Annotated in this window: 20 protein-coding genes and 2 pseudogenes; 11 read left to right on the top strand and 11 right to left on the bottom strand. The window is 70.3% G+C overall.

Going from position 1 to position 20,108, the window contains the following annotated elements; translation table 11 throughout:
* Nucleotides 1-58 precede the first annotated feature (58 nt).
* Entirely contained in the window at nt 59-874 is an 816-nt protein-coding gene (locus Q8A52_RS43165; RefSeq protein ID WP_316762735.1) for an AfsR/SARP family transcriptional regulator, read from the top strand.
* Between the two features lie 359 nt (nt 875-1,233).
* A pseudogene (locus Q8A52_RS43160) lies at nt 1,234-1,495 on the top strand (alkaline phosphatase family protein); the annotation flags it as partial.
* A gap of 11 nt (nt 1,496-1,506) precedes the next feature.
* Here Q8A52_RS43160 and Q8A52_RS43155 read toward each other — a convergent pair.
* The 3 genes from Q8A52_RS43155 to Q8A52_RS43145 all read right to left on the bottom strand — a co-directional run bounded on the left by Q8A52_RS43155 (nt 1,507) and on the right by Q8A52_RS43145 (nt 4,124).
* On the bottom strand, nt 1,507-2,604 hold the full coding sequence (locus Q8A52_RS43155; protein ID WP_316762732.1) for a baeRF2 domain-containing protein: 1,098 nt from the start codon (nt 2,602-2,604) through the stop codon (nt 1,507-1,509).
* Nucleotides 2,605-3,063: 459 nt separating this feature from the next.
* The gene (locus Q8A52_RS43150; RefSeq protein ID WP_316762731.1) at nt 3,064-3,384 is read right to left on the bottom strand and encodes a hypothetical protein; all 321 of its coding nucleotides are present in this window, start codon (nt 3,382-3,384) and stop codon (nt 3,064-3,066) included.
* 29 nt (nt 3,385-3,413) lie between these two features.
* On the bottom strand, nt 3,414-4,124 hold the full coding sequence (locus Q8A52_RS43145; protein ID WP_316762728.1) for a response regulator transcription factor: 711 nt from the start codon (nt 4,122-4,124) through the stop codon (nt 3,414-3,416).
* Between the two features lie 268 nt (nt 4,125-4,392).
* On the opposite strand from Q8A52_RS43145, the gene Q8A52_RS43140 reads away from it, so the two are divergent.
* Nucleotides 4,393-4,845, top strand: a complete 453-nt coding sequence (locus tag Q8A52_RS43140) for a DUF2871 domain-containing protein (protein WP_316762725.1) — start codon at nt 4,393-4,395, stop codon at nt 4,843-4,845.
* Nucleotides 4,846-4,951: 106 nt separating this feature from the next.
* Here the strand turns inward: Q8A52_RS43140 and Q8A52_RS43135 are convergent, their stop codons facing one another.
* Nucleotides 4,952-5,545 carry a TetR/AcrR family transcriptional regulator gene (locus Q8A52_RS43135; RefSeq protein WP_316762722.1) on the bottom strand — a complete coding sequence of 198 codons (594 nt, stop codon included), beginning with the start codon at nt 5,543-5,545 and terminating at the stop codon, nt 4,952-4,954.
* A gap of 175 nt (nt 5,546-5,720) precedes the next feature.
* Here Q8A52_RS43135 and Q8A52_RS43130 point away from each other — a divergent pair, with 175 nt between their 5' ends.
* Nucleotides 5,721-7,337, top strand: a complete 1,617-nt coding sequence (locus Q8A52_RS43130; protein WP_316762718.1) for a condensation domain-containing protein — start codon at nt 5,721-5,723, stop codon at nt 7,335-7,337.
* A gap of 140 nt (nt 7,338-7,477) precedes the next feature.
* Here Q8A52_RS43130 and Q8A52_RS43125 read toward each other — a convergent pair whose 3' ends face one another.
* Both Q8A52_RS43125 and Q8A52_RS43120 read right to left on the bottom strand, forming a co-directional pair.
* Nucleotides 7,478-8,101 carry a 2'-5' RNA ligase family protein gene (locus tag Q8A52_RS43125; protein ID WP_316762716.1) on the bottom strand — a complete coding sequence of 208 codons (624 nt, stop codon included), beginning with the start codon at nt 8,099-8,101 and terminating at the stop codon, nt 7,478-7,480.
* 14 nt (nt 8,102-8,115) lie between these two features.
* Nucleotides 8,116-9,585, bottom strand: coding sequence for an XRE family transcriptional regulator (locus Q8A52_RS43120; RefSeq protein WP_316762714.1), 1,470 nt, complete (start codon nt 9,583-9,585; stop codon nt 8,116-8,118).
* 368 nt (nt 9,586-9,953) lie between these two features.
* Between Q8A52_RS43120 and Q8A52_RS43115 the strand changes: the two genes are divergently transcribed.
* The 5 genes from Q8A52_RS43115 (at nt 9,954) to Q8A52_RS43095 (ending at nt 13,397) form a co-directional block, all read left to right on the top strand.
* Nucleotides 9,954-10,115 carry a hypothetical protein gene (locus Q8A52_RS43115; protein WP_316762711.1) on the top strand — a complete coding sequence of 54 codons (162 nt, stop codon included), beginning with the start codon at nt 9,954-9,956 and terminating at the stop codon, nt 10,113-10,115.
* A complete protein-coding gene (locus Q8A52_RS43110) occupies nt 10,112-10,606 on the top strand; it encodes a DUF6415 family natural product biosynthesis protein (protein WP_316762708.1) in 495 nt (164 codons plus the stop codon). Before Q8A52_RS43115 ends, Q8A52_RS43110 begins: the two co-directional genes overlap by 4 nt.
* Before the next feature lie 204 nt (nt 10,607-10,810).
* Nucleotides 10,811-11,044, top strand: a complete 234-nt coding sequence (locus tag Q8A52_RS43105) for a DUF397 domain-containing protein (protein WP_316762706.1) — start codon at nt 10,811-10,813, stop codon at nt 11,042-11,044.
* 72 nt (nt 11,045-11,116) lie between these two features.
* Nucleotides 11,117-11,692, top strand: a complete 576-nt coding sequence (locus tag Q8A52_RS43100) for a hypothetical protein (RefSeq protein ID WP_316762705.1) — start codon at nt 11,117-11,119, stop codon at nt 11,690-11,692.
* The gene (locus Q8A52_RS43095) at nt 11,652-13,397 is read left to right on the top strand and encodes a JmjC domain-containing protein (RefSeq protein ID WP_316762702.1); all 1,746 of its coding nucleotides are present in this window, start codon (nt 11,652-11,654) and stop codon (nt 13,395-13,397) included. Before Q8A52_RS43100 ends, Q8A52_RS43095 begins: the two co-directional genes overlap by 41 nt.
* Before the next feature lie 374 nt (nt 13,398-13,771).
* Here Q8A52_RS43095 and Q8A52_RS43090 read toward each other — a convergent pair.
* The 4 genes and pseudogenes from Q8A52_RS43090 to Q8A52_RS43075 all read right to left on the bottom strand — a co-directional run.
* Nucleotides 13,772-14,314: pseudogene (locus Q8A52_RS43090) on the bottom strand (nucleotidyl transferase AbiEii/AbiGii toxin family protein); the annotation flags it as partial.
* Entirely contained in the window at nt 14,311-14,673 is a 363-nt protein-coding gene (locus Q8A52_RS43085) for a hypothetical protein (RefSeq protein WP_316762699.1), read from the bottom strand. The gene Q8A52_RS43085 and the pseudogene Q8A52_RS43090, both read right to left, overlap by 4 nt.
* A gap of 211 nt (nt 14,674-14,884) precedes the next feature.
* The gene (locus Q8A52_RS43080; RefSeq protein ID WP_316762697.1) at nt 14,885-15,466 is read right to left on the bottom strand and encodes a GNAT family N-acetyltransferase; all 582 of its coding nucleotides are present in this window, start codon (nt 15,464-15,466) and stop codon (nt 14,885-14,887) included.
* Between the two features lie 194 nt (nt 15,467-15,660).
* Nucleotides 15,661-16,836 carry a glycosyltransferase gene (locus Q8A52_RS43075; RefSeq protein ID WP_316762694.1) on the bottom strand — a complete coding sequence of 392 codons (1,176 nt, stop codon included), beginning with the start codon at nt 16,834-16,836 and terminating at the stop codon, nt 15,661-15,663.
* 235 nt (nt 16,837-17,071) lie between these two features.
* On the opposite strand from Q8A52_RS43075, the gene Q8A52_RS43070 reads away from it, so the two are divergent.
* Both Q8A52_RS43070 and Q8A52_RS43065 read left to right on the top strand, forming a co-directional pair.
* Complete coding sequence (locus Q8A52_RS43070; RefSeq protein WP_316762693.1) at nt 17,072-18,478, top strand: NDP-hexose 2,3-dehydratase family protein; 1,407 nt, start codon at nt 17,072-17,074, stop codon at nt 18,476-18,478.
* The gene (locus Q8A52_RS43065) at nt 18,475-19,455 is read left to right on the top strand and encodes a Gfo/Idh/MocA family protein (RefSeq protein ID WP_316762691.1); all 981 of its coding nucleotides are present in this window, start codon (nt 18,475-18,477) and stop codon (nt 19,453-19,455) included. The genes Q8A52_RS43070 and Q8A52_RS43065 overlap by 4 nt, the downstream gene beginning before the upstream one ends.
* A 91-nt stretch (nt 19,456-19,546) precedes the next feature.
* On the opposite strand, the gene Q8A52_RS43060 is transcribed toward Q8A52_RS43065, so the two are convergent.
* Complete coding sequence (locus Q8A52_RS43060; protein WP_316762688.1) at nt 19,547-19,966, bottom strand: ester cyclase; 420 nt, start codon at nt 19,964-19,966, stop codon at nt 19,547-19,549.
* Between the last annotated feature and the right edge of the window lie 142 nt (nt 19,967-20,108).

Genomic DNA, 20,108 nt, shown 5'->3' with positions numbered 1-20,108 from the left:
GCCGAGCGGGGGAACCGGAATCTTAATTGAATGCGTTTCGCGCATTCGGGGGGTTGTCGTGTCCGTGCCCTGTTTACAGGCCGACCTTGCGCTCCGCTACGAGCTGCTGGGGCGGCTGCGGGTCACCCGTGGCGGAGTCGACCTGACGCCCGAGCAGCCCAAGCTCACCAAATTGCTCGCTCTGCTGCTGATCAGGGCGGGCAAGACCGTACCGGGGGAGAAGCTCGTGGCGGAACTCTGGGAGCAGGGTCCGCCGCGCTGCGCCTCCGCGAGTCTGCGCGTGTACGTCTCACAGTTGCGGAAAATCCTGAACGGACCCAGGGGAACGTCTCCGATCGCCACGACATCGCCGGGATACATCCTCGATGTGAGCGGCGCCACAACAGATTTCCAAGAATTCGAAGTGCTCTACACTCGTGGCCGAGAACGATACGGCGCGGCCGATTTTCTGCATGCCTCCGAACTTCTCCGCAGGGCGTCGTTGCTGTGGCGGGGGCCTATTCTGGAGGGAATTCAAGGGTCGTTGGACATCGAATCGTTCGCGGCCGTGCACGAGGAAAAGCGGCTGAATTGCACCGAGCTGAGCATCGACTCCGCGCTGGCACTCGGTTGCCATCACGAGGTGATCGAGGACCTGAAGGGCCTCCTCGTCAGGCATCCGTTGCGGGAGCCCTTCTACCGCCAGTTGATGGTCGCCCTGTACCGGGCAGGCCGTCAGGGGGACGCGCTGGAGACATACCGCGGCGCTCGCCGGATGATCAAAGAGGAGCTCGGTGTCGAGCCGGGGCCCACCCTGCGCCTCGCCCACGAGGCCATACTCCGGGCGGATCCGGCACGCTTGGAGGCCGCCGGCGTCATCCCCGCCATCCGCTGAAACGTGGGGCCACGCACCCGTGGGTACTTTATACGTCATTTGCAGTCGCTTAACTGCCCGCGGATAGCGTGCAGTTGACCCCCGCACCAGCGGGGGGAGCTGGGATGCCGTGCTCGGCCGTGTACGAGCCGGCACCGGCCACGGTGCCGTGACCGTGGCCCTGGTGCTGGTCTCGGAAGTCCGTCGAACCCACTCCGTGCAGCCCGCCATTGCCCCCCCGTTCTCGCCCTTGATCACGTCACCACGCCCTCACCCGAACGCGTTTCTCGCCACCCACCGCGCCGACGCCGGCTCCGCGGTGCTGCTGGAGGACGGCCCGGTGCTGTGGTTCTTCGGAAGTTCTTCACCTCGGATGCGGCTGGCCCGCCAACTACGCTGCTTGGTAGATCTCCCCGGTGCTCGATGCGCTCACCTCCGGCCCGGAGGTGTGGAGCAAGACGGCCCTGTTCATCACGAGAGAACGACGGCTTCTTCGACCACCTCGTGCCGCCGTTCCCGCCGCAGTCCGCCGTGCAGGGCAAGTCCACGGTTGATGTCGGCCCGGACCTCCACCAGGGCGATGTGAGCCGCACGGCCGGACCGTACGGACTCGGCCAGCGTGTGCCGATGCACGTCGTGGCGCAGCGTCGGCGTCAGGATGGGGTCCCCGGGTCGGTGTACCGCAGCAGGGCGCCCACGCCCTCGTACAGCCTCAGCTCGCTCTCCGGTACGACGACCAGCTCGGCACCGGTGCCGACGAGGGCCCGGACGAGGGCCTCGTCGGCGCGTTCCTCGCGCGGGGCCCGCACGCCGAAGGACATCAGCTCCGCCTCGGTCAGGGCGAGCTGAGTAGGCTGGGAGCCCGCCCAGAGCAGCAGCGAAGACCCTGGCGGCCGGTTCAGCAGCAGGGCCGCGACCTGGCCACGCTGGAGGGCGGCGACGGTGGCGGCCAGCCCCTCCGTCATGGGTCCGGCCAGGGCACGCCGGCCGATGAAGATGTCCACGAGTTCCCGGTCGTGCGCGGCCATGCGGCCGCGGAAGACGCCATCGAGCTGCTGCTCCAACAGGGCGCGTCCGGTGTCGGTGTGGGTCCGGCCGCCCACGCGTACGACCTTGTCCCGCAGGGTGTGCGGCAGGCGGCGGATCAGTACGTTGCACGCCCACTCGTCCCCGCCCACGACGACGGCGTCGGCATGGGCGCGCCGCGCCCGTTCGTCCAGCCGGTGGCCGAGCCGGAGGGAGGTGCGGTGCCAGGTCGCCACCGCGACCCTGCGGTGCAGCCGCTCACCCGGGATGACGGTGGACGCGGGCCAGGTGCCGGTTTCCGCCTCCAGAGTTACCCAGCCGTGGGTCTCGGCGGTCGGAAGGCCGCCGTAGTGGACGACTACGGCCATGTAGGGGATCTCCGGAAGGTGCTGGGTGACCAGGGGTATCGCGTGCGGCAGGGTGCTGTAGCGCGCGGAGTCGTGCTCGGGCGGCCTGGGCAGCTCCCCGTCCAGGACGACCGTGCCGTGGGTGGCGAAGACGGCCTGACCGTGCACCCCCGGCACCTCTGTGTCGGCGCCGACCACCTCCTCCAGTACGTTCAGCAGCGCCCGGTCCGAGCCCTGACGGGACAGACTCTCGCGCAGTCGCCGCCAGCGCAGCGCGATCGCCCGCTCGGGATGCGCGACGTTTCGGGAGGTGTCCAAGTACACGGAGGCGAACGGGCCCGGCTCCGCGTAGAGGGGGTCAAGGAACGACAACCTCATCGCAACTCCTCGTCGATGGTCTTCCCTCCTTTGATGATGCGCGCCCCGGCACGCCGCTGAGCAGCCGGGCTCCGTAGCCGGATGAAGGAGCAGTCTGCGCGGGAGCACCAGATCGTGGCGGGGGCCGCCTTGCCCCACGTGAATACCGGCTTCTGGGCCGTATTCGACAGACCGAGCGGCGCATTCGTGAGCTTGGTTCGGTCCACATGACCGGAAGACACTCGACGCCTTCGAGAGCATCGCGCGCCGGACCGAGAGCACAGTGGGTGATCCCGCAGCCGTCGGCTCCTGCGAGACCTCGGTTGAGACAGCCCCGGGAGGCGTATCGGTAGGGTCGGGCTTGCCCTAACGAAGGTTGGTGGACGCCGATCATGATGTCAGGTACGCCTGTCGTTCCTCGGGTAGCGGCGGGTACCGCGTGACTGCAGGCAAGCCTCGACTATCTGAACGTGACGGTGGTCAGAATCTGAGCAGCAGCTGGAACTGGTCGACCCTTTTCTCCAGGTCGTGGTAGCGCTTCTCGAGTCCCGCACGCAGGGTGCCCTTGCGGCGCGCGGCCAGCCGCAGCGCCGCGTCCGGCCCCTGTACCTGGGGCTGGACGACCTTGTCCGGGATGTCGTCGTACGTCGGGTCCGCGCCCGTGCGCCGTACGTGGGCGAGCACTTGTGACTCCCACATGGCGGCGCTGGCGGGATTTGCCGCCAGATCTTCAAGATCCTTGAGCGCGACGACCGGAACCGACTCGGCAACGTTGAAGAACTCGCTGAAGCGGCTTGACACGACATAGCAGCCTCGGGGGAGCCGTACGGTCAGACCGGGCGCCGTACCCCGGTCTCGAAGGCGTAGATGGCCGCGTGCACACGGTTGGGCAGCCGCAGCTTGTGCAGCATGTTCTGCACATGGGTCTTGACCGTGTGCTCGGAGAGGGTGAGCGACCGGGCGATCTCGCCGTTGGACAGTCCGCGGGCCAGCAGTTCGAGGACCTCGCACTCGCGCTGGGTGAGCTCCTCGGGGCTGATGCTGGAGACACGGGCGCGAGGGCGCGAGCGGCCTTCCTCCGCGGGGACCAGGGTGTAGCCGGCCGCGGCCAGCACGACCGCGGCGGCGAGCTGACGCGACGTCGTCGTGCCGGGCAGGTGTCCGTGCACCGGGCCACGGTCCTCCTCCTCCTCGCCGCCGACGACGAGGACCGGCAGGCCCTCCGGCGCGTCCTGCGCGAGCCGCGCGCACTGTTCGACGGTCAGCGGGCCGTGTACGACGAGGACCTGCGGGCGCAGTGAGCGCAGTGTGAGGCCCAGCTGGGGTCCGGGCGCGCTCTCGCCGGTGACGGTGATGCCGGGGTGTCCCTCCAGCAGTGCGCGGATGCCGGTGCGGGCCAGCGGGTCGGCGCCCAGGATGTGCACCCGTACCGGGCGCGCCGCCGCGGCGGCGGGAGCGGGGGCCGGCTCCGGGGGTTCCGGAAGCGGGGCGGGCTCGCCGAGCGGGGGCAGGACGTGCAAAGTGGCGTGCCGTTCGTCCATGGCTGCCTCCTCCCCCTGGGCATGCGTCACCGTAGACGCGTCACGGGGCTACGTCCCGCCCGCTCGAGCGGGTTCCGATCCGGCTCCGATCACGTCTCGCGTCCGGCCTGCCGAGGCGGGTTCGCCGGTCCACGGGCTCGCTACAGGATCGATCGAGGATCGGATGACGGGTGCTGGAGGTGGTTCGGGTGGTTGGCCGATGGGCAGTCACCGGGTGCTTGAATGACGGCAGTCGGCACGCCTTACGACCCAAGGAGCGAGCGCCGCGATGCGGAAGTCGTACTACGCAGCACACGTCTACATGATCGTGGGAGTGGTTTCCGGGCTGTTCTACCGGGAATTCACGAAGGCCAACGACTTCACGGGGGACACTCAGCTGGCCCTCATGCACACCCATCTGCTGGCTCTGGGCATGCTGGGCTTCCTGATCGTGCTGGCCCTGGACAAGCAGTTCCAGCTGTCCGGGACGCGGTTGTTCAACTCGTTCTTCTGGTTCTACAACGTGGGGATCGCCATCAGCACGGCCATGATGGGCGTCCACGGCTGCCTGACCGTGCTCGGCGACCATGTCCCGGAGGCCGTACCGCTGATCGCGGGGCTCGGGCACATCCTGCTCACCGTCGGGCTGATCCTGCTGTTCGTGCTGCTGGGCAAGCGGCTGAACGAGTCGATGGCCAAGCCGCCGTCCGAGGAGCCCGAGCCGGCCAAGACCTCGGTCTGAGCCGAACGGACCTGCCCGCCCTGCGAGTTCGGGCGACCTGCCCGCCGGCTGCATTCAGGCGACCTGCCCGCCGGCTGCATTCAGGCGACCTGCCCGCCGGCTGCATTCAGGCGAGCTGCGCGGCGGGGCCGGTCAGTACCTCGGCCAGGACTGCCAGCCGCTCGGGCGTGGCCTCCGGGCCGAGCCGGCCGCCGTGGGTGAGCGTGGCCAGACCGTGCCAGGCGCTCCAGACGACCTCCGCCAGGACGCGGGGGTCGCGGTCGCCGGCGAGGGGCCGGACCACCTCCTCGATCTCGCCCAGGACCTCCCGCAGCGGCTGCGGGGCCGGTTCGCCGTCCGGGGGTGCGGCGCCCGCCTCGAGCACCAGCATGGCCTGGTAGAGGACCGGTCCCCGGACGGCGAAGTCAGCGTAGGCGCGGGCGACCGCGCGCAGCGCCTCGTGCGGGTCGTCCACGCCGAGGCGGGCGGCGCGCAGTGCCGTGGCGAGTTCGGCGAGCCCCTCCTGCGCCACCGCGTGGATGATGGCGTCCTTGTTCTTGAAGTGCTGGTAGAGCACGGGCTGGCTGTACTCGATACGGTCCGCGAGGCGCCGTGTGGTGACGTTGTCCCAGCCCTCCGCCTCGGCCATCTCGCGAGCCGTGGCGAGAATGAGCCGGTGCCGTTGGGCCTGCTCGCGAAGGCGGCGCTCTCGGGGGGTCATGACCCCACGTTAGCATTTCGCCGAAACTCTAGCTAGCGATGATAGGGTCCCTGCTTTTGGCAAGTTCCGTGCGTTCGGCGGGCTTTCTGCACGGATGCTCGAGCGGCCTTCGAGGTGCGGTCGGCACGATCGCGGCAAGACCGCCACAGAGAGGGCCAACAGAGAGGGCCATCCGATGCCGATGCGGACTTCCCTGGAGGCACTGCTCGACCTGGCCGCCGACGTGATGGGTCACGACCCGCGCACCCTGCCGGCCGAAGCCGCCGGCTCCCCCTTCATCACGCTGGCCGGCACCCTCGAGCAGGCGATGCGACTGCAGGCGCGCGCCGAAGAACAGCTGCGGTTCTCCCTGGACCTGGCGCTGCTGCTGGGGCCCGCCCCGCTCGCCGAGGTGCTGGCCCTGGCGGTGCCGGTGGCGGCCGTGTCCCCCGAGCAGCGGCCGAGGCCCTGGCAGGGTCCGGTGCTGCCGCAGCAGCGCACGGCCCTCGCGCCGGGCCGGCCGGCGCGCGCGGCGTACCGCGTGCTGAGCGCGGAGCTTTCCGGACCGCTCAAACCGGCGGCGCTGCGTACGGCGCTGGACGCGCTCGGCGCCCGGCACGAGGGGCTGCGGACCGTGTTCACGCCGTCCGCCACGGGTCCGGTGCGCCGGGTGCTCGCCGACTGCCCGATACCGCTGGTGACGCTGGAGCGGGTGACGCCCCGCCCGGCGCAGGACGCGGTGGCCGCCGTACACGCGCGCCTCGCCGCGGACGTACAGGAACTGGCGGGCCTTCCGGGCCGCCCCCCGCTGGCGTTCGTGCTGACCCCGCTCGGGTCCGGCCGCCAACTGCTGTCCTTCCTCCACCACGAGGCCGTGGCGGACGCCTGGTCCGCGGCGCTCGTCTGGCAGGAGCTGCTCGACGACTACGGCCGCACTTCGACGGGCCGCCCGCCCGCCCGGACGGTCGCGCCCGGCCCGGACCCGGTGGCCCGGCGTGCGGAGTCGCTGCGCCGCTCGGGCGCGCTGCGCGCCCTGACGGCCGAGCGCGCCGGCCAGTTGCGGGACGTGCCGGCCGGGGCGGCACCGACAGCCGTCGGACGGCCGGAGGACTTCGACTTCCGTGGTGAACGGCTGTCGTTCGGGATCGACGAGGACCTGCGCGACGCGGTGGACGCGACCGCCCGGCGGGCCGGTGTGCCGCACAGCACCGTCGTACTGGCGGCCTGGGTGCTGACCCTGGGCAGGCGGGCCGGCGTCGACCGGCTGCTGGTCGGCACGGAGATGCCGCTGCGGCCCACGGCCGCGCTGCTGCGCACCGTGGCGCCCTGCACGGCGACGCTGCCGGTGCGCTGCGAGGTGGAGCCCACGACCGACTACTTCCTGCGGGGCCTTGCCTGCGCCTTCAGTGAGGCGCTCGCGTACGCCGAGGTCGACGCCGCCTGGCTGACGCGCGAACTCGGGCTGCCCGAGGCGCCGTCCCGGCCGGCGGCGCCGACCCGGGTGACCTTCGCGGCCCACGACGAGCTGCTGCCCACGAGCGTGCGGGCCGGCGGCCTGACCGCCCGCTTCCACCACGGCCACCTGGGCGGCGCCACCGCCGACGCGGCCCTGACGGTGCTGCGCTGGCGCGAACGCCCGCTGCTGGCCCTGGATTTCGCCACCTCGGCACTGCACCGCTCCGACGCCGTCCGCCTCGCGGCCGAACTCCGCACCACCCTGCGCGCCCTGGCCCACTCCCACCCCTGGACCCCGGTCGACGACCTCCTGCCGCGGGCGGCGGTGAGGGGGGCGCGGGCGGCGGCGGTGGGGTAGCCGGCGACGCCGGGGCCCACGAACACGGTCCGGGCGCATGTGCGTCCGGACCTGCCCTGGTCGCCGCCGGTTTCCGGTCGGATGGCGGGGCGGTTCTGTGGCGGGGTCGGCGGTGCGGGCTCGACGACAGCGCCCTTCGGTCAGCCCAAGGGGACCTTGGCGAACGTCTCCCACTCGTACATCTGACGGTCGCGGTGCAGCACGATCAGCTCTGCGCTGGTGATCCGCGCCCGCGCGGGCGTGAAGTCGAGGCCGGCGAGCGCGGCCGCCACCGGCGCGGCCGGGCCGTCGGCGGCGCTGTAGGCCACGGAGACGTGCGGGATGAATCCCTCGGCGCGCTCCGGTGCCTCCCCGAGGACATCGCCGATGGCCGCCCGGATACTGTTGCGCACCTGGCGCACCGGCTCATCCGGGTGGACGTGAAGCAGGATCGCCTCCGGGTCCATGACGGCCGGGCCGATCTCGACGTCGAAGGCCGGGATGTCGGCGAGGCGTTCTCCTGCTGCCGCCACGATCGAGTCCACGTCCTTCTCCTTGGACTCGCCCACGAAGCCGATGCCCTGCATGGTGAGGTGCAGCCACTGGTCCGGGATCGGGGTGAAGGCATCGCCGAGCGGTGCCAGGGCGGCCCGGTACTCGGCAGCGAGGCGGTGCACGTCGTCCTGCTGCTCGAACGTCAGGTGCCAGGTGTAGAAGCGCCGACCCACGCTCCAGCCGGGCCGCCACCACCAGTGGTTCCGCATGGTCTCGGTGTCGGATGTCATGACCCGAGATCCAATCAGGCGGCGTCCTTCCCTGGCGAGAGTGCGAGCTGCCGTGGAGCCGAGTAAAGGCAGAATTCCTCGATCGCGCCGCGCAGGCCCACCCTGACCGAGCCGGCGGACGGGCCGCGGCCCAGGACGGCTGTCAGCTCGCGCAGCCGCATGGTGACCGGTGCGAGCCGATGGTCTGGAGGGAGGGCGAGTACCGGGGCGAGAGCATCCAGCGCCCCTTCGGCCTCACCGGTGGCCAGGTGCGCCGCCGCCTTGCTGATGTGGATCTGCGCCTCCGTGCCGTACGCCCGGACCGGCTGCGTGGTGAGCAGAGTGAGGGCGTTGTCCGCCGCTCGCAGCGCTTCGGCCGGTTCGCCGACGCGCAGGCGCACGGCAGCCGCGTAGTTCTCCTGCCGTGCAGGCTGGCAGGAGAAGAGGCCGCCAATGTCGTCGATGTCGACGACCGAGTCTCGGGCGTCCTCGGCGCGGGAGAGGGCGTTCACCGCCTCCTCGTGGGCACCGAGCTGAGACCAGGCGTCTGCCTCCTGACAAGCCAGCAGGACGCCCACAGTTCCGGTCGGCTGGCAGGTGGCCCCCCGGCGCGCGTAGGCAATGGCGTCCCGGAGACGGCCGTCCCAGAAGCAGATCTTCGAGCGGGTGGACAGCACCCAGGCGCGCAACGTGTTGTGACCGGACAGCTCGGCGCACAGCCAAGCGGTGCGGCCTTGGGTGTCGGCGTCGCGGAGCTGGCCGAGATCCGACGACATCCAGGCGAGGAGCCCGCACAGGTATCCGGCCACCATGTACAGGTCGGCGGACTGACGCGGGTACTGGTGCCCCTCCAGCAGCGCGAATGTCCGGTCGCGCAGCTGCCGGGTGCGGTTGAACAGCAGGATCGGGTCCGATGTGAGGTAGTCGGCGGCCAGGGCACGCGTCTCGGCCATGAGTTGCTCGATGGCGATGTCACCGACGTTCGAGGCTTCGGCCCACTGCGCCCAGGTCGCTGACTCGTCGGCGGCCAGGTGTACGAGGTCCGGTCCGGACGGGGTGGCAGGAGCAGGGGCAGCCGGAACAGCGGCGGGCAAGGTCTCCGGCTGCGGGCTGGTGAGGGACCGCAGTTCGGCATCCGGCAAGGCTCGCCGGTCCTCAAGGTCGAGGAGATCGGTGGCCCGACAGTCATAGGCGGTGGCCATGGCGAAGAGCACGGCCGTGCTGGGGCGGCGCGCCGATGGGCCGGGCCACTTCTCCCACTTGCCGACGAGTGAGGCGTCTGCGGCGACAGCCTCCCCAGGGCTGTGCACGCTGGCTTGCGTGATCCGGTCGGCCGCCTCGTGGAGAGTCCAGCCACGGGCGTGGCGCCAAGCCTCGCGGGGCCTCATCCGGTAGCGGGTGCGCATCTCGATGGCAATGTCCGCGGCCGTACATCCGGCGGCGGTCATGTTGTGGCGCAGGGCCTCCCGGTTTTGCTTGGAGCCGGGCTTGGCGGGGGCACTCATTGGCAAGCTCCCTGTGGTGCGTCGTGGGCCCAAGGTAGCGGCGACGTCGCCCAGTTGAGTGACAAGCGCCCCGAGCTGGGTCCGCACACTGCCCAACGGGTTGCCCAAAAGTGCGAGTTGCCGCAGGTCGCGGCGTATAGCGGCGTCCAAGAAAGTTGGGCACGGCTGCCCGTGACGCGGAATGTCCTTCTTGGAACCGTAGGAACACGGAGACCAGCACCCACCGACCACTCTGCGGGTGCGGACAACCCACCAATTCAAGCGCCCCGGGCCGCGTCCACGACCGGGGGCACGTCAACGCCCAGCGAGGGAGCGTCGACCCAATGCACGGTACCGCCCGGCCTCAGAGAAGCACACACGGTGCGAAGATGACGATCAAGGTCTATACGGTCACCCCCGAGGGCATCGTGACCGCGCCGCGCGCCAGTGTGAGCGTGCCGCACGACTACGTACCGCCCCTCCAGGGACTCGGTACCCAGCTCCCGCCCTGTGCCTGCCCGGGGCACACCAAGGTGGGTGCGGTGCGGTGACCGCCATCAGCCCTCATGCAGAGATGGCGCCGCTGGACACGGTGGCGATGCGCGGTAAGGCGCACGACTTCATTCGCGCCGGGGATGTGCTCCTGCGCCACGGGGAGTTGAAACAGCACAGCACCGAGTTCAGCCAGAACCTGTGGCAGCTGATCGACCAGATCGGACAGCATGCCGCGCGCCGGCCGCAAGAAGTGGTCGTGATCGTGGCCATGGCCGGAGTCGCCGAGGCGCAGCGCCGACTCGGCCTGATCGAGCGTCCCGGGCTGCAAGGCGAACACGAGCGCGTGAAGAAGCTCGCCTGCTCCGTGCTCGCGCTGTGCGACCACTACGAGACCCTGTCGGGGATCACGATGTGCCTGGTCTGCGACAAACCCATTGCGGACGGCGATGAGACCGTCCCGTACGACCAGCTGAGCCCGTCCGGCGGCGCCACCAGATCCGGGCGCATGCATGCCGCGTGCGGCAACCGCGCACGCCGCAGCCGCTGACCGGCGCCACCTGCCCCGGTGATCAGGGGCCCCACGGCGGCCGCTTCGGGTCAGGGCCGCACCCTCAGCGCCCCTCCCGCTGGAGCAGCGGCAGTCTCCGGCGGCAAGGGCCCCACGGCCCCGTCCCGGCCACGGGCGATCGGAACGGGTGCACGACGGCGCGGAGACCGCTTCTCCGACAACGGATGAACCCGGAGGTTGGCTATGAACCTGTACGAGATGCCTGCAGCCGCAGACACCCCCGCCAGGAACTGGTGCGGCGGGAATCTGGGCGGCGACAACGAAACTTGTGTCACCACCACTCCACTGGCTGAAACGGACGCGTTCATCGTCGGCGATTCCAAGCCGCAGGGCGCCGGTCGCGAACTGCGCATGACCGGTGCGGAGCTCGACAGTTTCGCCACCCGGTGGGCCCGTGACCGAGGCCTGAAGCTCTAGCCTGACCGCCCGCCACACGCACTCCAGGGGCCGCCCCGCCACCACGGGGCGGCCTGTCAGGGAAGGACATGCATGACCACCACCGCACCCGAACAACCAAGACTGACCAGCCAGAACTGGGGCGGTCACTGGCACGGCTTCGGCCCTTGGATCGGCCCGCCGGAGCACTACGCGAAAGAGGGCAGCAAACGCCCACCTCACCCCGTGCAGCCGGGGCCCGACAGCGACCACGCCGGCCGCTACCGCGAGGCCGCCGGCGAGTTCGCAAGCGGCAACCTGCCGCCTCTGATGACCGGTCACTGGCTGATGAAGCGCGGGCAGGCCGAAGCCTCCCGCACCTGGACGCACGTCACCGACGCCGTGGAGTGGCTTCGGGGGCACTACACCAGCAACCTTCCCTTCGAGCGGCCCGACGGCTTGCAGGCCTACGCCGAGTTGGACGTCAAAGTCGCCTACGTCTACGACGTCCTCCCCCGCGGAGTCGACGTCACCTGGGTCCACTACACCGAGTCGCGCAGCCTCTTCTCGGCTGCCGTCGTGTGCTGCCCGAACCTCTTCCACCCGGCAACTCCGTGCCCGCTGAAAGCCTCATCGATGAGGAGCTCCGATGTCGCTCAGTCTGCTGTTGCCCCCGGATGGGGTAGCTGATCTGCTGGCCGACTGGCCCGACGCGCCGCGCGTCTACGAGCGTGGCACCACGGAGATCGACCACGTCGCCGCCGGCCAGCTGGACGAGTGGATCGACACCGGGTGCGTGCCCGCCTGCGAGGTCGCCGCCGTGAGGGCCGGCCCTGCGCTCAACCCGGGCGCCTTCAAGACGAACGGGCGCCTCGACCCGGCCAAGCTCCGCCGTCTCTACATCGCCGGCTACACCATCCGCCTGGGAAACCTGCAACGCGTCATCCCCACGTTCACCCGCGTCTGCCAGGCCATCCAGAAAGAGACCAGATACAGCAACTACGTGCACGCCTTCCTCACCCCCGCCGGTGAACAAGGACTACTGCACCACTGGGATCAGCAGATGGCAGTCATCGTGGAGGTCGCGGGCGCCAAGACGTGGCAGCTGTGGAAGCCGGTGTACGACGCTCCCATGCGCGAGTACCAGGAGTCGTGGCGAATCTGGCAGGACCACTTCATCCCGATGTGGGAGAGCGCCGGACCGGACCTGACGATCGACCTCGCAGCCGGGCAGACACTCGTGCTGCCGCGAGGCTGGGTGCACAACCCGCACGCCCGGGACAGCACCGCGGACAGCATCCACCTGACCTTCGCCATCAGGGAACGAACGCCCTTCTGGGCTGCCGAGCAGCTCGTTGCGCGGGCGATCGAGCGGCCTGAATTCCGCCGGATCATCCTGCCCCGAGGTACACGACCTGACGGTCCCTCAAGCAGCCCCGTCCGTCCGCTTCCCCCGTGGCGGATGGGCGGGGCCTCTCCGTCGCGGGCGGCCAGTCGGTCGACGAGGACGGAGACTCAAGTGTCGTCTGCGGCGGAGATGTGCCCCGGCTGGTGGTCGTCTTCGCGGCGGAACGCGGTGCTGCTCAGCCACGCGGGTGACCACGCAGACCGAAGCGGGAGGACGAGGCCGACTGCGGGTAGCGCCGCAAACATGACAGACAGTCATGATCCCGCACAGGGTGGTGGGCCTGAACACGGACGCCGTTCGTCGGACAGCACCCTGAGCGCAGGGGTGGCCCTGCGCCACTGGTCCGCCGTCGGCGCAATCGCGGGCCTGTGTTTCTTTGGCCTCCTTGCAGCGATGTATGACGAGTTCTACACAGAATTCGGTATCACTTCGACGGATGTTGAACTGTCATATTCGGACACTTTGACGCGTTCATGGGGCTTCATCATTACCGTTGCCGTCGCACTGACTGTCGGCATTTGCGTGGTTCTTTGGATCTGGAAACGGATCTTCAAGAGAAAGCATGGGAGGGACTGCAAGATCGATCAGCTGCCAGTCCCTGCTTACCTCACCGCGCTGGCCGCGATCTTCGCAATCTTGATCTGTGCCGGGCTCATCGGCGAGAACTTCATGGAGGCGGCCGGCAAGCGTGGCGCGGCAGGCCAACCCGTCACGGGCCTGCGCCTAGGACTCTTGTTCTTCGATGTGCGAGCGCAGCCAGTCGCAGAAATCGTGTCTGTTGCGTCCAGTCCCGTGACCATCCCGACACGGGGGCTGACATTCCTGGGAAAAAGCGGCCGCTCCTTCGTTCTTTATTGCACGGCCGACGGCCAGATCTTGAGACTCTCCATGGAGCGATTCACGCTCCGCACATCCACCCACCAGGCATTGAGGGAACCGGGGGCCAGGGACTGCGGGACGGCGGTTACACGGCAGCTCCCCCAGTGAGAGTGCCGGAAGGATGCACATCCCGAATGGACGCGAGCGTAAGCCGGCCATGGTCACCTTGCCGAAGCCGGGACGGTCGCTGGGGAACGGGGACTCGGGCGTCCCGCCGATCAGCACCGCTCCGAGGAGGACCGCCCATGCCGCGCTCGCGTAGAACGCCCGCAGCGGGCTGTCGCACGTGAACAGGCCGAGATCCAGCTTCCGCTCGAGCATCGTCTCCCGGGCCACCGCCACCAGACGGCGGCCGTGTCCGCGGCCCCGGGTCTCGCGCCGCGTCCCTGCTTCTCGCCCACCGGGCCAAGTTGCAACTCACCCGCGGCAGCCCCGTGAGCCGGGCTCACGTCAGTCGTCGTAATCGTCCGCGCCCGTGTCGTCCAGTCGCCGGCGCCGCTGAGGCGCTCGCGCAGGTCCTGGAGGCGGAATTCCCCGCGGCCATGTCGCTCGCCGAGCCTCTCGAGATCTCGGAGGGTTCGGGTATCGGCCGCGGCGTGGACGTCGATGAGGTCTCTGGCCGCGCCGCGATCGGCCAGAGCCCGGACCTTGGTACCGATGACGTCGTCGATGGCGAGGACCGGACCGTGTTCGGTGGGCTGAGGAGCGGTCCAGAAGTTTTCCTTCAGGATGTCGACCTCGCAGCTCTCACCCGTGTCGGGGCTCGTCGCCACCAGGCGCGCGGACAGAGGGTCGACGCTGATGATGTTCACCTGCCAGCCACGGTCCGCAAGGCCCTGGTGCAGGTCCTGGGCGATGGTGTCCATCGAGGCCGGGTTCTCCGTCGCGACATCGATGTCCTGACTGAGCCGGTCGACGAGCCCGTGTGCCTGGACGGCGTAGCCGCCTGTGATCACCAGCGGGTAGGGGCTGCCGATCGACATGACGTCGGCAAGGAGCCGGCGGTGGAGGGAGCTGAGGTTCACGCTGCCGCGGACACCCGGTCGGCGAGCTCGGGAAAGGCCTCTTCCCACACGGTCCGGATGTGGCGGCTGACGAGCGTGCGCAGCACAGGCCATTGCTCGAGCAGCAGGTCGGCATCGAGGAAGGCCACGAGATCGTCTCTCTGTCCCTCGGCCAGGACAACGCGGTACAGGCTCATGCGCTGCCGGGGCCGGTCCAGGTCGTAGGTGCGCATGCCCGACCAGGCGATGTGGAGCGGCAGCGCGACCTGGCCGTATGTAGGCCCGGTGAGCTCGTCGATCGCGCGCGGGAGTCGGCCTGCGTAGCGCGCGTGCAGCAGCTCGGCAGTGGACGACGGGCTGGACGGGGATGGTGCGGCCATGGGAACGATTATTCCGTCCCGTCCGAGCATGCGGCTACACAAAGAGGGTGTCCGACACTGATTCCCTGGATCCCGCCGGACAGCCGGGGCAGGGGCCGTACACATACCCTGGGGTCTGCCTCAGTCGCTGGGACTCGATACACGCGCCCCGCGAGCAAAACGCGACTGGTCGCGGCGCCGGACACCTGAGCTCCCGGCGTCCCGGCGGACCTCACCAGAGCTTGTCGATCTCCCCGGGATACAGCTCGACACGGCTGTCGCGGAACAGCGCCTCCGCCCGGCGGGCCTCGGGTGAGAAGAAGCCGGCCATGGTCACCTTGTCGAAGCCGGGACGGTCGCTGGGGAAGGGGAACTGGGGCGTCCCGCCGATCAGCACCGCTCCGGGGAGGACCGCCCAGCCCGCGCTCTCGTAGAACGCCCGCAGCGGGCTGTCGCACGTGAACAGGCCGAGATCCAGCTTCCGCTCGAGCATCGTCTCCCGGGCCGCCGCCACCAGACGGCGGCCGTGTCCGCGGCCCCGGGTCTCGCTCCGCGTCACCACGGTGCTCAGCCCTCCGGCGGCATAGCGCCCGCCCGCGTGGACGATCTCCTTGGACAGGATGTCCAGCGCGGCCACCACCCTCCCGTCGTCCACGAGCAGCATCGACAGCGGCCGCAGCGCGGGATCGTGGGCCGGTGCGTCGGGCGGAGCGACCGCCCCGGGCTCGGACGGCCACGCCTGCTCCTGGATCTCGCGCACCTGCACGCGCAGCTCGGAGGGAGTGGCTTCTTCGGGGAACGACAGGATCTGCACGCCCCGATTGTGGTCACTCATCGCGCAGGCGCAAGGAGGTTTTCGCAGCTCCTGGCGCCGCGCCGGGCAGAAGCAGGGCGACGCCGGTGCGCACGCCGCGGGGGAATCGGCGCGCGCACCGGGGCCGTTGGTCCCCCGGCGGCCCGAGGGGACCGGACGGTGGCCGGGACCGGTGCGGGCCGGTCCCGGCGGGTTCAGCCGGCCAGTTCGACGAGCCTGGCGACGTTCTCGGCCGGGTCGGGCATCGCCGCGATCTCCGCGGCGACCTTGCGGGCGGACACCCGGTAGCCCTCCTCGGCCAGCAGGCGACGGGTGGCCTCGGTGACCGCCTCGGGCGACTGGTCCGCGGCGAGGACGACCTCGCCCGCGCCCGCGGCGGCGACTGCCTTCCCGTTGGCCGGGCCGTCGGCGCCCTGCGGCAGGACCAGCTGCGGCAGTCCGGCCGCGAGCGTGGCAAGGGTGGTGCCGGCGCCGCCGTGCTGCACGACCACCGACGCGTGCTTGAGCGCCTCCGGCTGTGCCACCCACGGCACGGCCACCACACGTTCGGGCAGCTCGCCCAGTTCCTCGACCGGCACGACGGGTCCGGCCGCGACCAGCACCGGCACGTCCAGCGGCAGCAGCCCCTGCAGGACCGTGCGCAGCACCTCGGGCGAGCCGAGCGCGGTGCCCAGGGTGAGGTAGACGAACGGCCTGCCCGACTCGCGGATCCGCTCGGGCAGTTCGCCCGGCTCGGAGTAGGCGACCGTGCGCTGTTCGATGCGGGGCAGCGGCGCGGCCAGGAAGCCGGGGTCCTGGATGGACGGCGGGACGATGTCGATGTAGCTGCGGGACAGGGCCAGCAGCTGGCCGAAGGGCACGTCCACGCCGAGGTCGCCGGCGGTGGCGAGCAGCTCCTGGCCGATGCGCTCCTCCTCCGGGCCCTGCGCCATCACGCCCACGCCGTGCGCGACGGCGGGCACGCCCGCGAGGGCGGCGGCGAAGGCGGCACCGGGGTTCAGCGCCTCGTAGACGACGAGGTCGGGCCGCAGCCGCTCCAGGGCGGTGGCGAGGTCGGCCGCCACCCAGCGCGGCAGCACGGAGCCGAACACCTGCACATGCAGGTCCGCCAGCACCTCCGGCGGCACGTCCTGGGCCCCGAGTTCGCCCGCTCCCGCGAGGTCGGCTCGAGATTTCACTGCTTCCATGAACGCCTCGGGCACCGACCGGCCCGCGGCCACCGGCTCGAGGCCGGCCGTCACCACGGCGGGGTGCAACTGCTCACCCGTGGCGAAGGAGACCTCGTGGCCCGCAGCCCGGGCGGCCTTCGCCAACGGCAGGAGGGGGTAGACGTGGCCGAAGTTACCGGCGCCGGCAAAGAGGATTCTCATACCGCCTCAGCGTAGGGACGCGCACACCGGTTGTCTAGTGCTGACAGATTTCCTGTCGGCGACAATTACCGCTGACAGCAGGTCATTTGAAGGCCGGTCGGAAGTCGCTCGGCGGATCGAGCGGCTCTCTGGGGCAGGTCGAGGTGCTCTCCAGGCACAGCCGATCGCGCCGCCCCATCGTCGTGGTGCGGCCGCCCGCCCCAGGGTGCGCGCGACAAGCCGAAGGAGCCCCTTGATGACCATCACCACCCAGGCAGTTGCGCCTCCGGGTGTCTCGAGGAGTCATGTGCAGCGGTTCATGCTGTCCGCGCAGGCCCTCGACAGCGCGGTGACGCCCAACGAGGTGTTCCACGAGTGGTTCTCCGCCCAGCGCCGCACCAACCGCTACGACGTGCGCCGTATCCCGTTCTCCGAGCTCGTCGGCTGGCACTTCGAGGACGCCACCGGGAACCTGGTGCACGACAGCGGGCGGTTCTTCTCGGTCGAGGGCCTGAGCGTGCGCACCGAGTGGAACGGGCACGAGGCGTCGTGGGAGCAGCCGATCATCAACCAGCCCGAGATCGGCATCCTGGGCATCGTGGTCAAGGAGTTCGACGGCATCCTGCACTGTCTGATGCAGGCCAAGATGGAGCCCGGCAACGTCGACACGGTGCAGCTCTCCCCCACCGTGCAGGCCACCCGGAGCAACTACACCGGGGTGCACAAGGGCGCCGCGGTCCGCTACATCGACTACTTCAAGCCGCCGCGCATGCAGTCGCGGGTGCTGTACGACTCGCTCCAGTCCGAGCAGGGCTCCTGGTTCCTGCGCAAGCGCAACCGGAACATCGTGGTGGAGGCCGTCGGGGACGTCCCCGAGCACGAGGACTTCGTCTGGCTGACCCTGGGCCAGATCCACCAGCTGCTGCACGAGTCGAACGTCGTCAACATGGACGCCCGTACGGTGCTGTCGCTGATCCCGGCCTTCGGCGAGAGCGGGCTGCCGCTGCACCCGACCGAGCAGGTGCTGAGCCGGCTGACCGAGGTCAAGGCCCGGCGCGAGCTGGTGCAGCGCACCCTGCCGCTGAACCGGGTGGAGCGCTGGCGGCGCACCGACGAGGGCATCGAGCACGAGACGGGCCACCACTTCACCGTCATCGCCGCGTCGGTGGCGGCCGCCAACCGCGAGGTGAAGAGCTGGACCCAGCCCCTGCTGGCCCCCGCCGAACAGGGCCTGTCCGCCTTCCTGATCCGCCGTATCTGCGGGGTGCCGCATCTGCTGGCGCAGGCCAGGTCCGAGGCGGGCGTGCTGGACGTGGCCGAGCTCGGCCCGACCGTGCAGTGCCAGCCGGGCCGGGCGCTGACCCTGCCGCCCGAGCTGCGGCCGCGGTACCTGGACGTCGTCCTGCGCGCGACCCCTGACGAGCTGCTGTACGACACCGTGCAGTCCGAGGAGGGCGGACGCTTCCACCACGCGGGCAACCGCTACGTCCTCATGGAGGTCGGGGACGAGTTCCCGGTGGACGTACCCGAGGAGTTCGTGTGGGTGACGGCCGAGCAGCTGAGCGCGCTGGTGCGGCACAGCAACTACCTGAACATCGAGGCCCGGACGCTGCTGACCGGGCTGCGCGCGGTCTGGTCGCTGGGCGGGGTGTTCGCCCGGTGAGCGCCACGGCCGTACGACCCTTGCGCCTGGGCGTGCTGGGCTGCGCGGACATCGCCCGGCGGCGCATGCTCCCCTCGCTGGAACGGCAGCCGCTGGTCGAGGTGACCGCGGTGGCCAGCCGCACCTCGGAAAAGGCCCGGCAGTTCACCGACCGCTTCGGCGGCACGCCCGTCGAGGGCTACGAGCGGCTGCTGGAGCGCGACGACGTGGACGCGGTGTACATCCCGCTGCCGCCCGAGATGCATGTGGAGTGGACCCTGCGGGCGCTGGCGGCCGGCAAGCACGTGCTGTGCGAGAAGCCGTTCGCCACCAGCCGGGCCGACGCCGAGAAGGCGGTGGCCTTCGCCAAGGAACGCGGACTGCTGCTGATGGAGGGCTTCATGTTCCTCCACCACTCCCAGCACGCCCGGGTACGGGAGCTCGTCGCGGACGGGCTGATCGGCGAAGTCCAGCTGTTCTCCTCGGAGTTCGGCATCCCCCTGCGGCCGGCCCAGGAGCCCGGCGGCACGCCCCGGCGGGCCAGCACCCTGCCGGAGGTGGCCGCCTATCCGATCCGCGCCGCCCAACTCTTCCTGGGCCCCGGGCTCCGGGTGGCCGGGGCCCAGGAACGCCCGGTCAGTGCCTACGGGCCGAGCCCCGCGGGCAGCGCGCTGCTGGTGTCGCCGTCCGGCGCCGCGGCGCAGCTGGCCTACGGCGTCGAGCACGCCTACCTCAGCGGGTACCGGCTGTGGGGCAGCCGGGGGCGGCTGCGGCTGGAGCGGGCCTTCAGCACCCCGGACGACTTCACCCCCGTACTCAAGGTGGAGCGCGACGGTGAAGTGAGCGAGCTGGCCCTGGAGAAGGACCACCACTTCACCAATATCGCCGGTGTCTTCGCCCGTGCCGTCCTGCACGGCGAGGACTTCGCCCCGCACGCGGAGGCGATCCTGGACCACGCCCGGCTCGTGGAGGAGGTCGAGCGGGCGGCCGGCCGCTGACGGAGCGCGGCCACAGGGAAAGCGGCCCGGCGCGACGACAGGGATCATCCCGTCGTGGCGCCGGGCCGCAGGTGTACCGGCCCAGGTGCGCTCAGGCGCCCTGCAGGGCGTAGAAGTCGACGCCGAGCTGGTGGAACATGCCGGCCATGTCCAGCTGGTCCCAGTGCTCGGCCAGCAGCCCGTCCTCCACGCGCCAGATGTCGATGGACTGGAAGCTCAGCGTGCGGCCCGTGCCCTCGACGCCGAAGAAGGTGCCCCGGTGGGTGCCGGAGTACTCGAACCGGCCCGCGATCCGGTCACCGTCGACGATCACGTCGTGGGCGACGACGTGGACGTCCGGGAACGCGTCGAAGATCTGCTGGAAGAAGGCCGCGTTGGCCTCGATGCCGTCGGCGACGACCGGGTTGTGGTCGATGTGCCCGGGCGCGGTGTGCTCGCTCATCGTGCTCACATCATGACTGTTGATCATGTCGACGAAGGCCTGGATGAGTGCGCGGTGGTTGTCTGCCATGGGTGTATTGCCTCTCTCGGGCTCGCCTCACGGAATTCCTGACGGAACTCCTGCCGAATTCCTGACGGAACTCCCGACGGAACTGCACCGAGGATCCGCACTCCCTCTCGAGCCCCCCTGGAGGGTTCCTGTGGGCCCGGCC

The sequence above is a fragment of the Streptomyces herbicida genome, assembly GCF_032656585.1.
Lineage (GTDB): Bacteria > Actinomycetota > Actinomycetes > Streptomycetales > Streptomycetaceae > Streptomyces > Streptomyces herbicida.
This window is presented reverse-complemented; position numbering and strand designations above follow the sequence as displayed.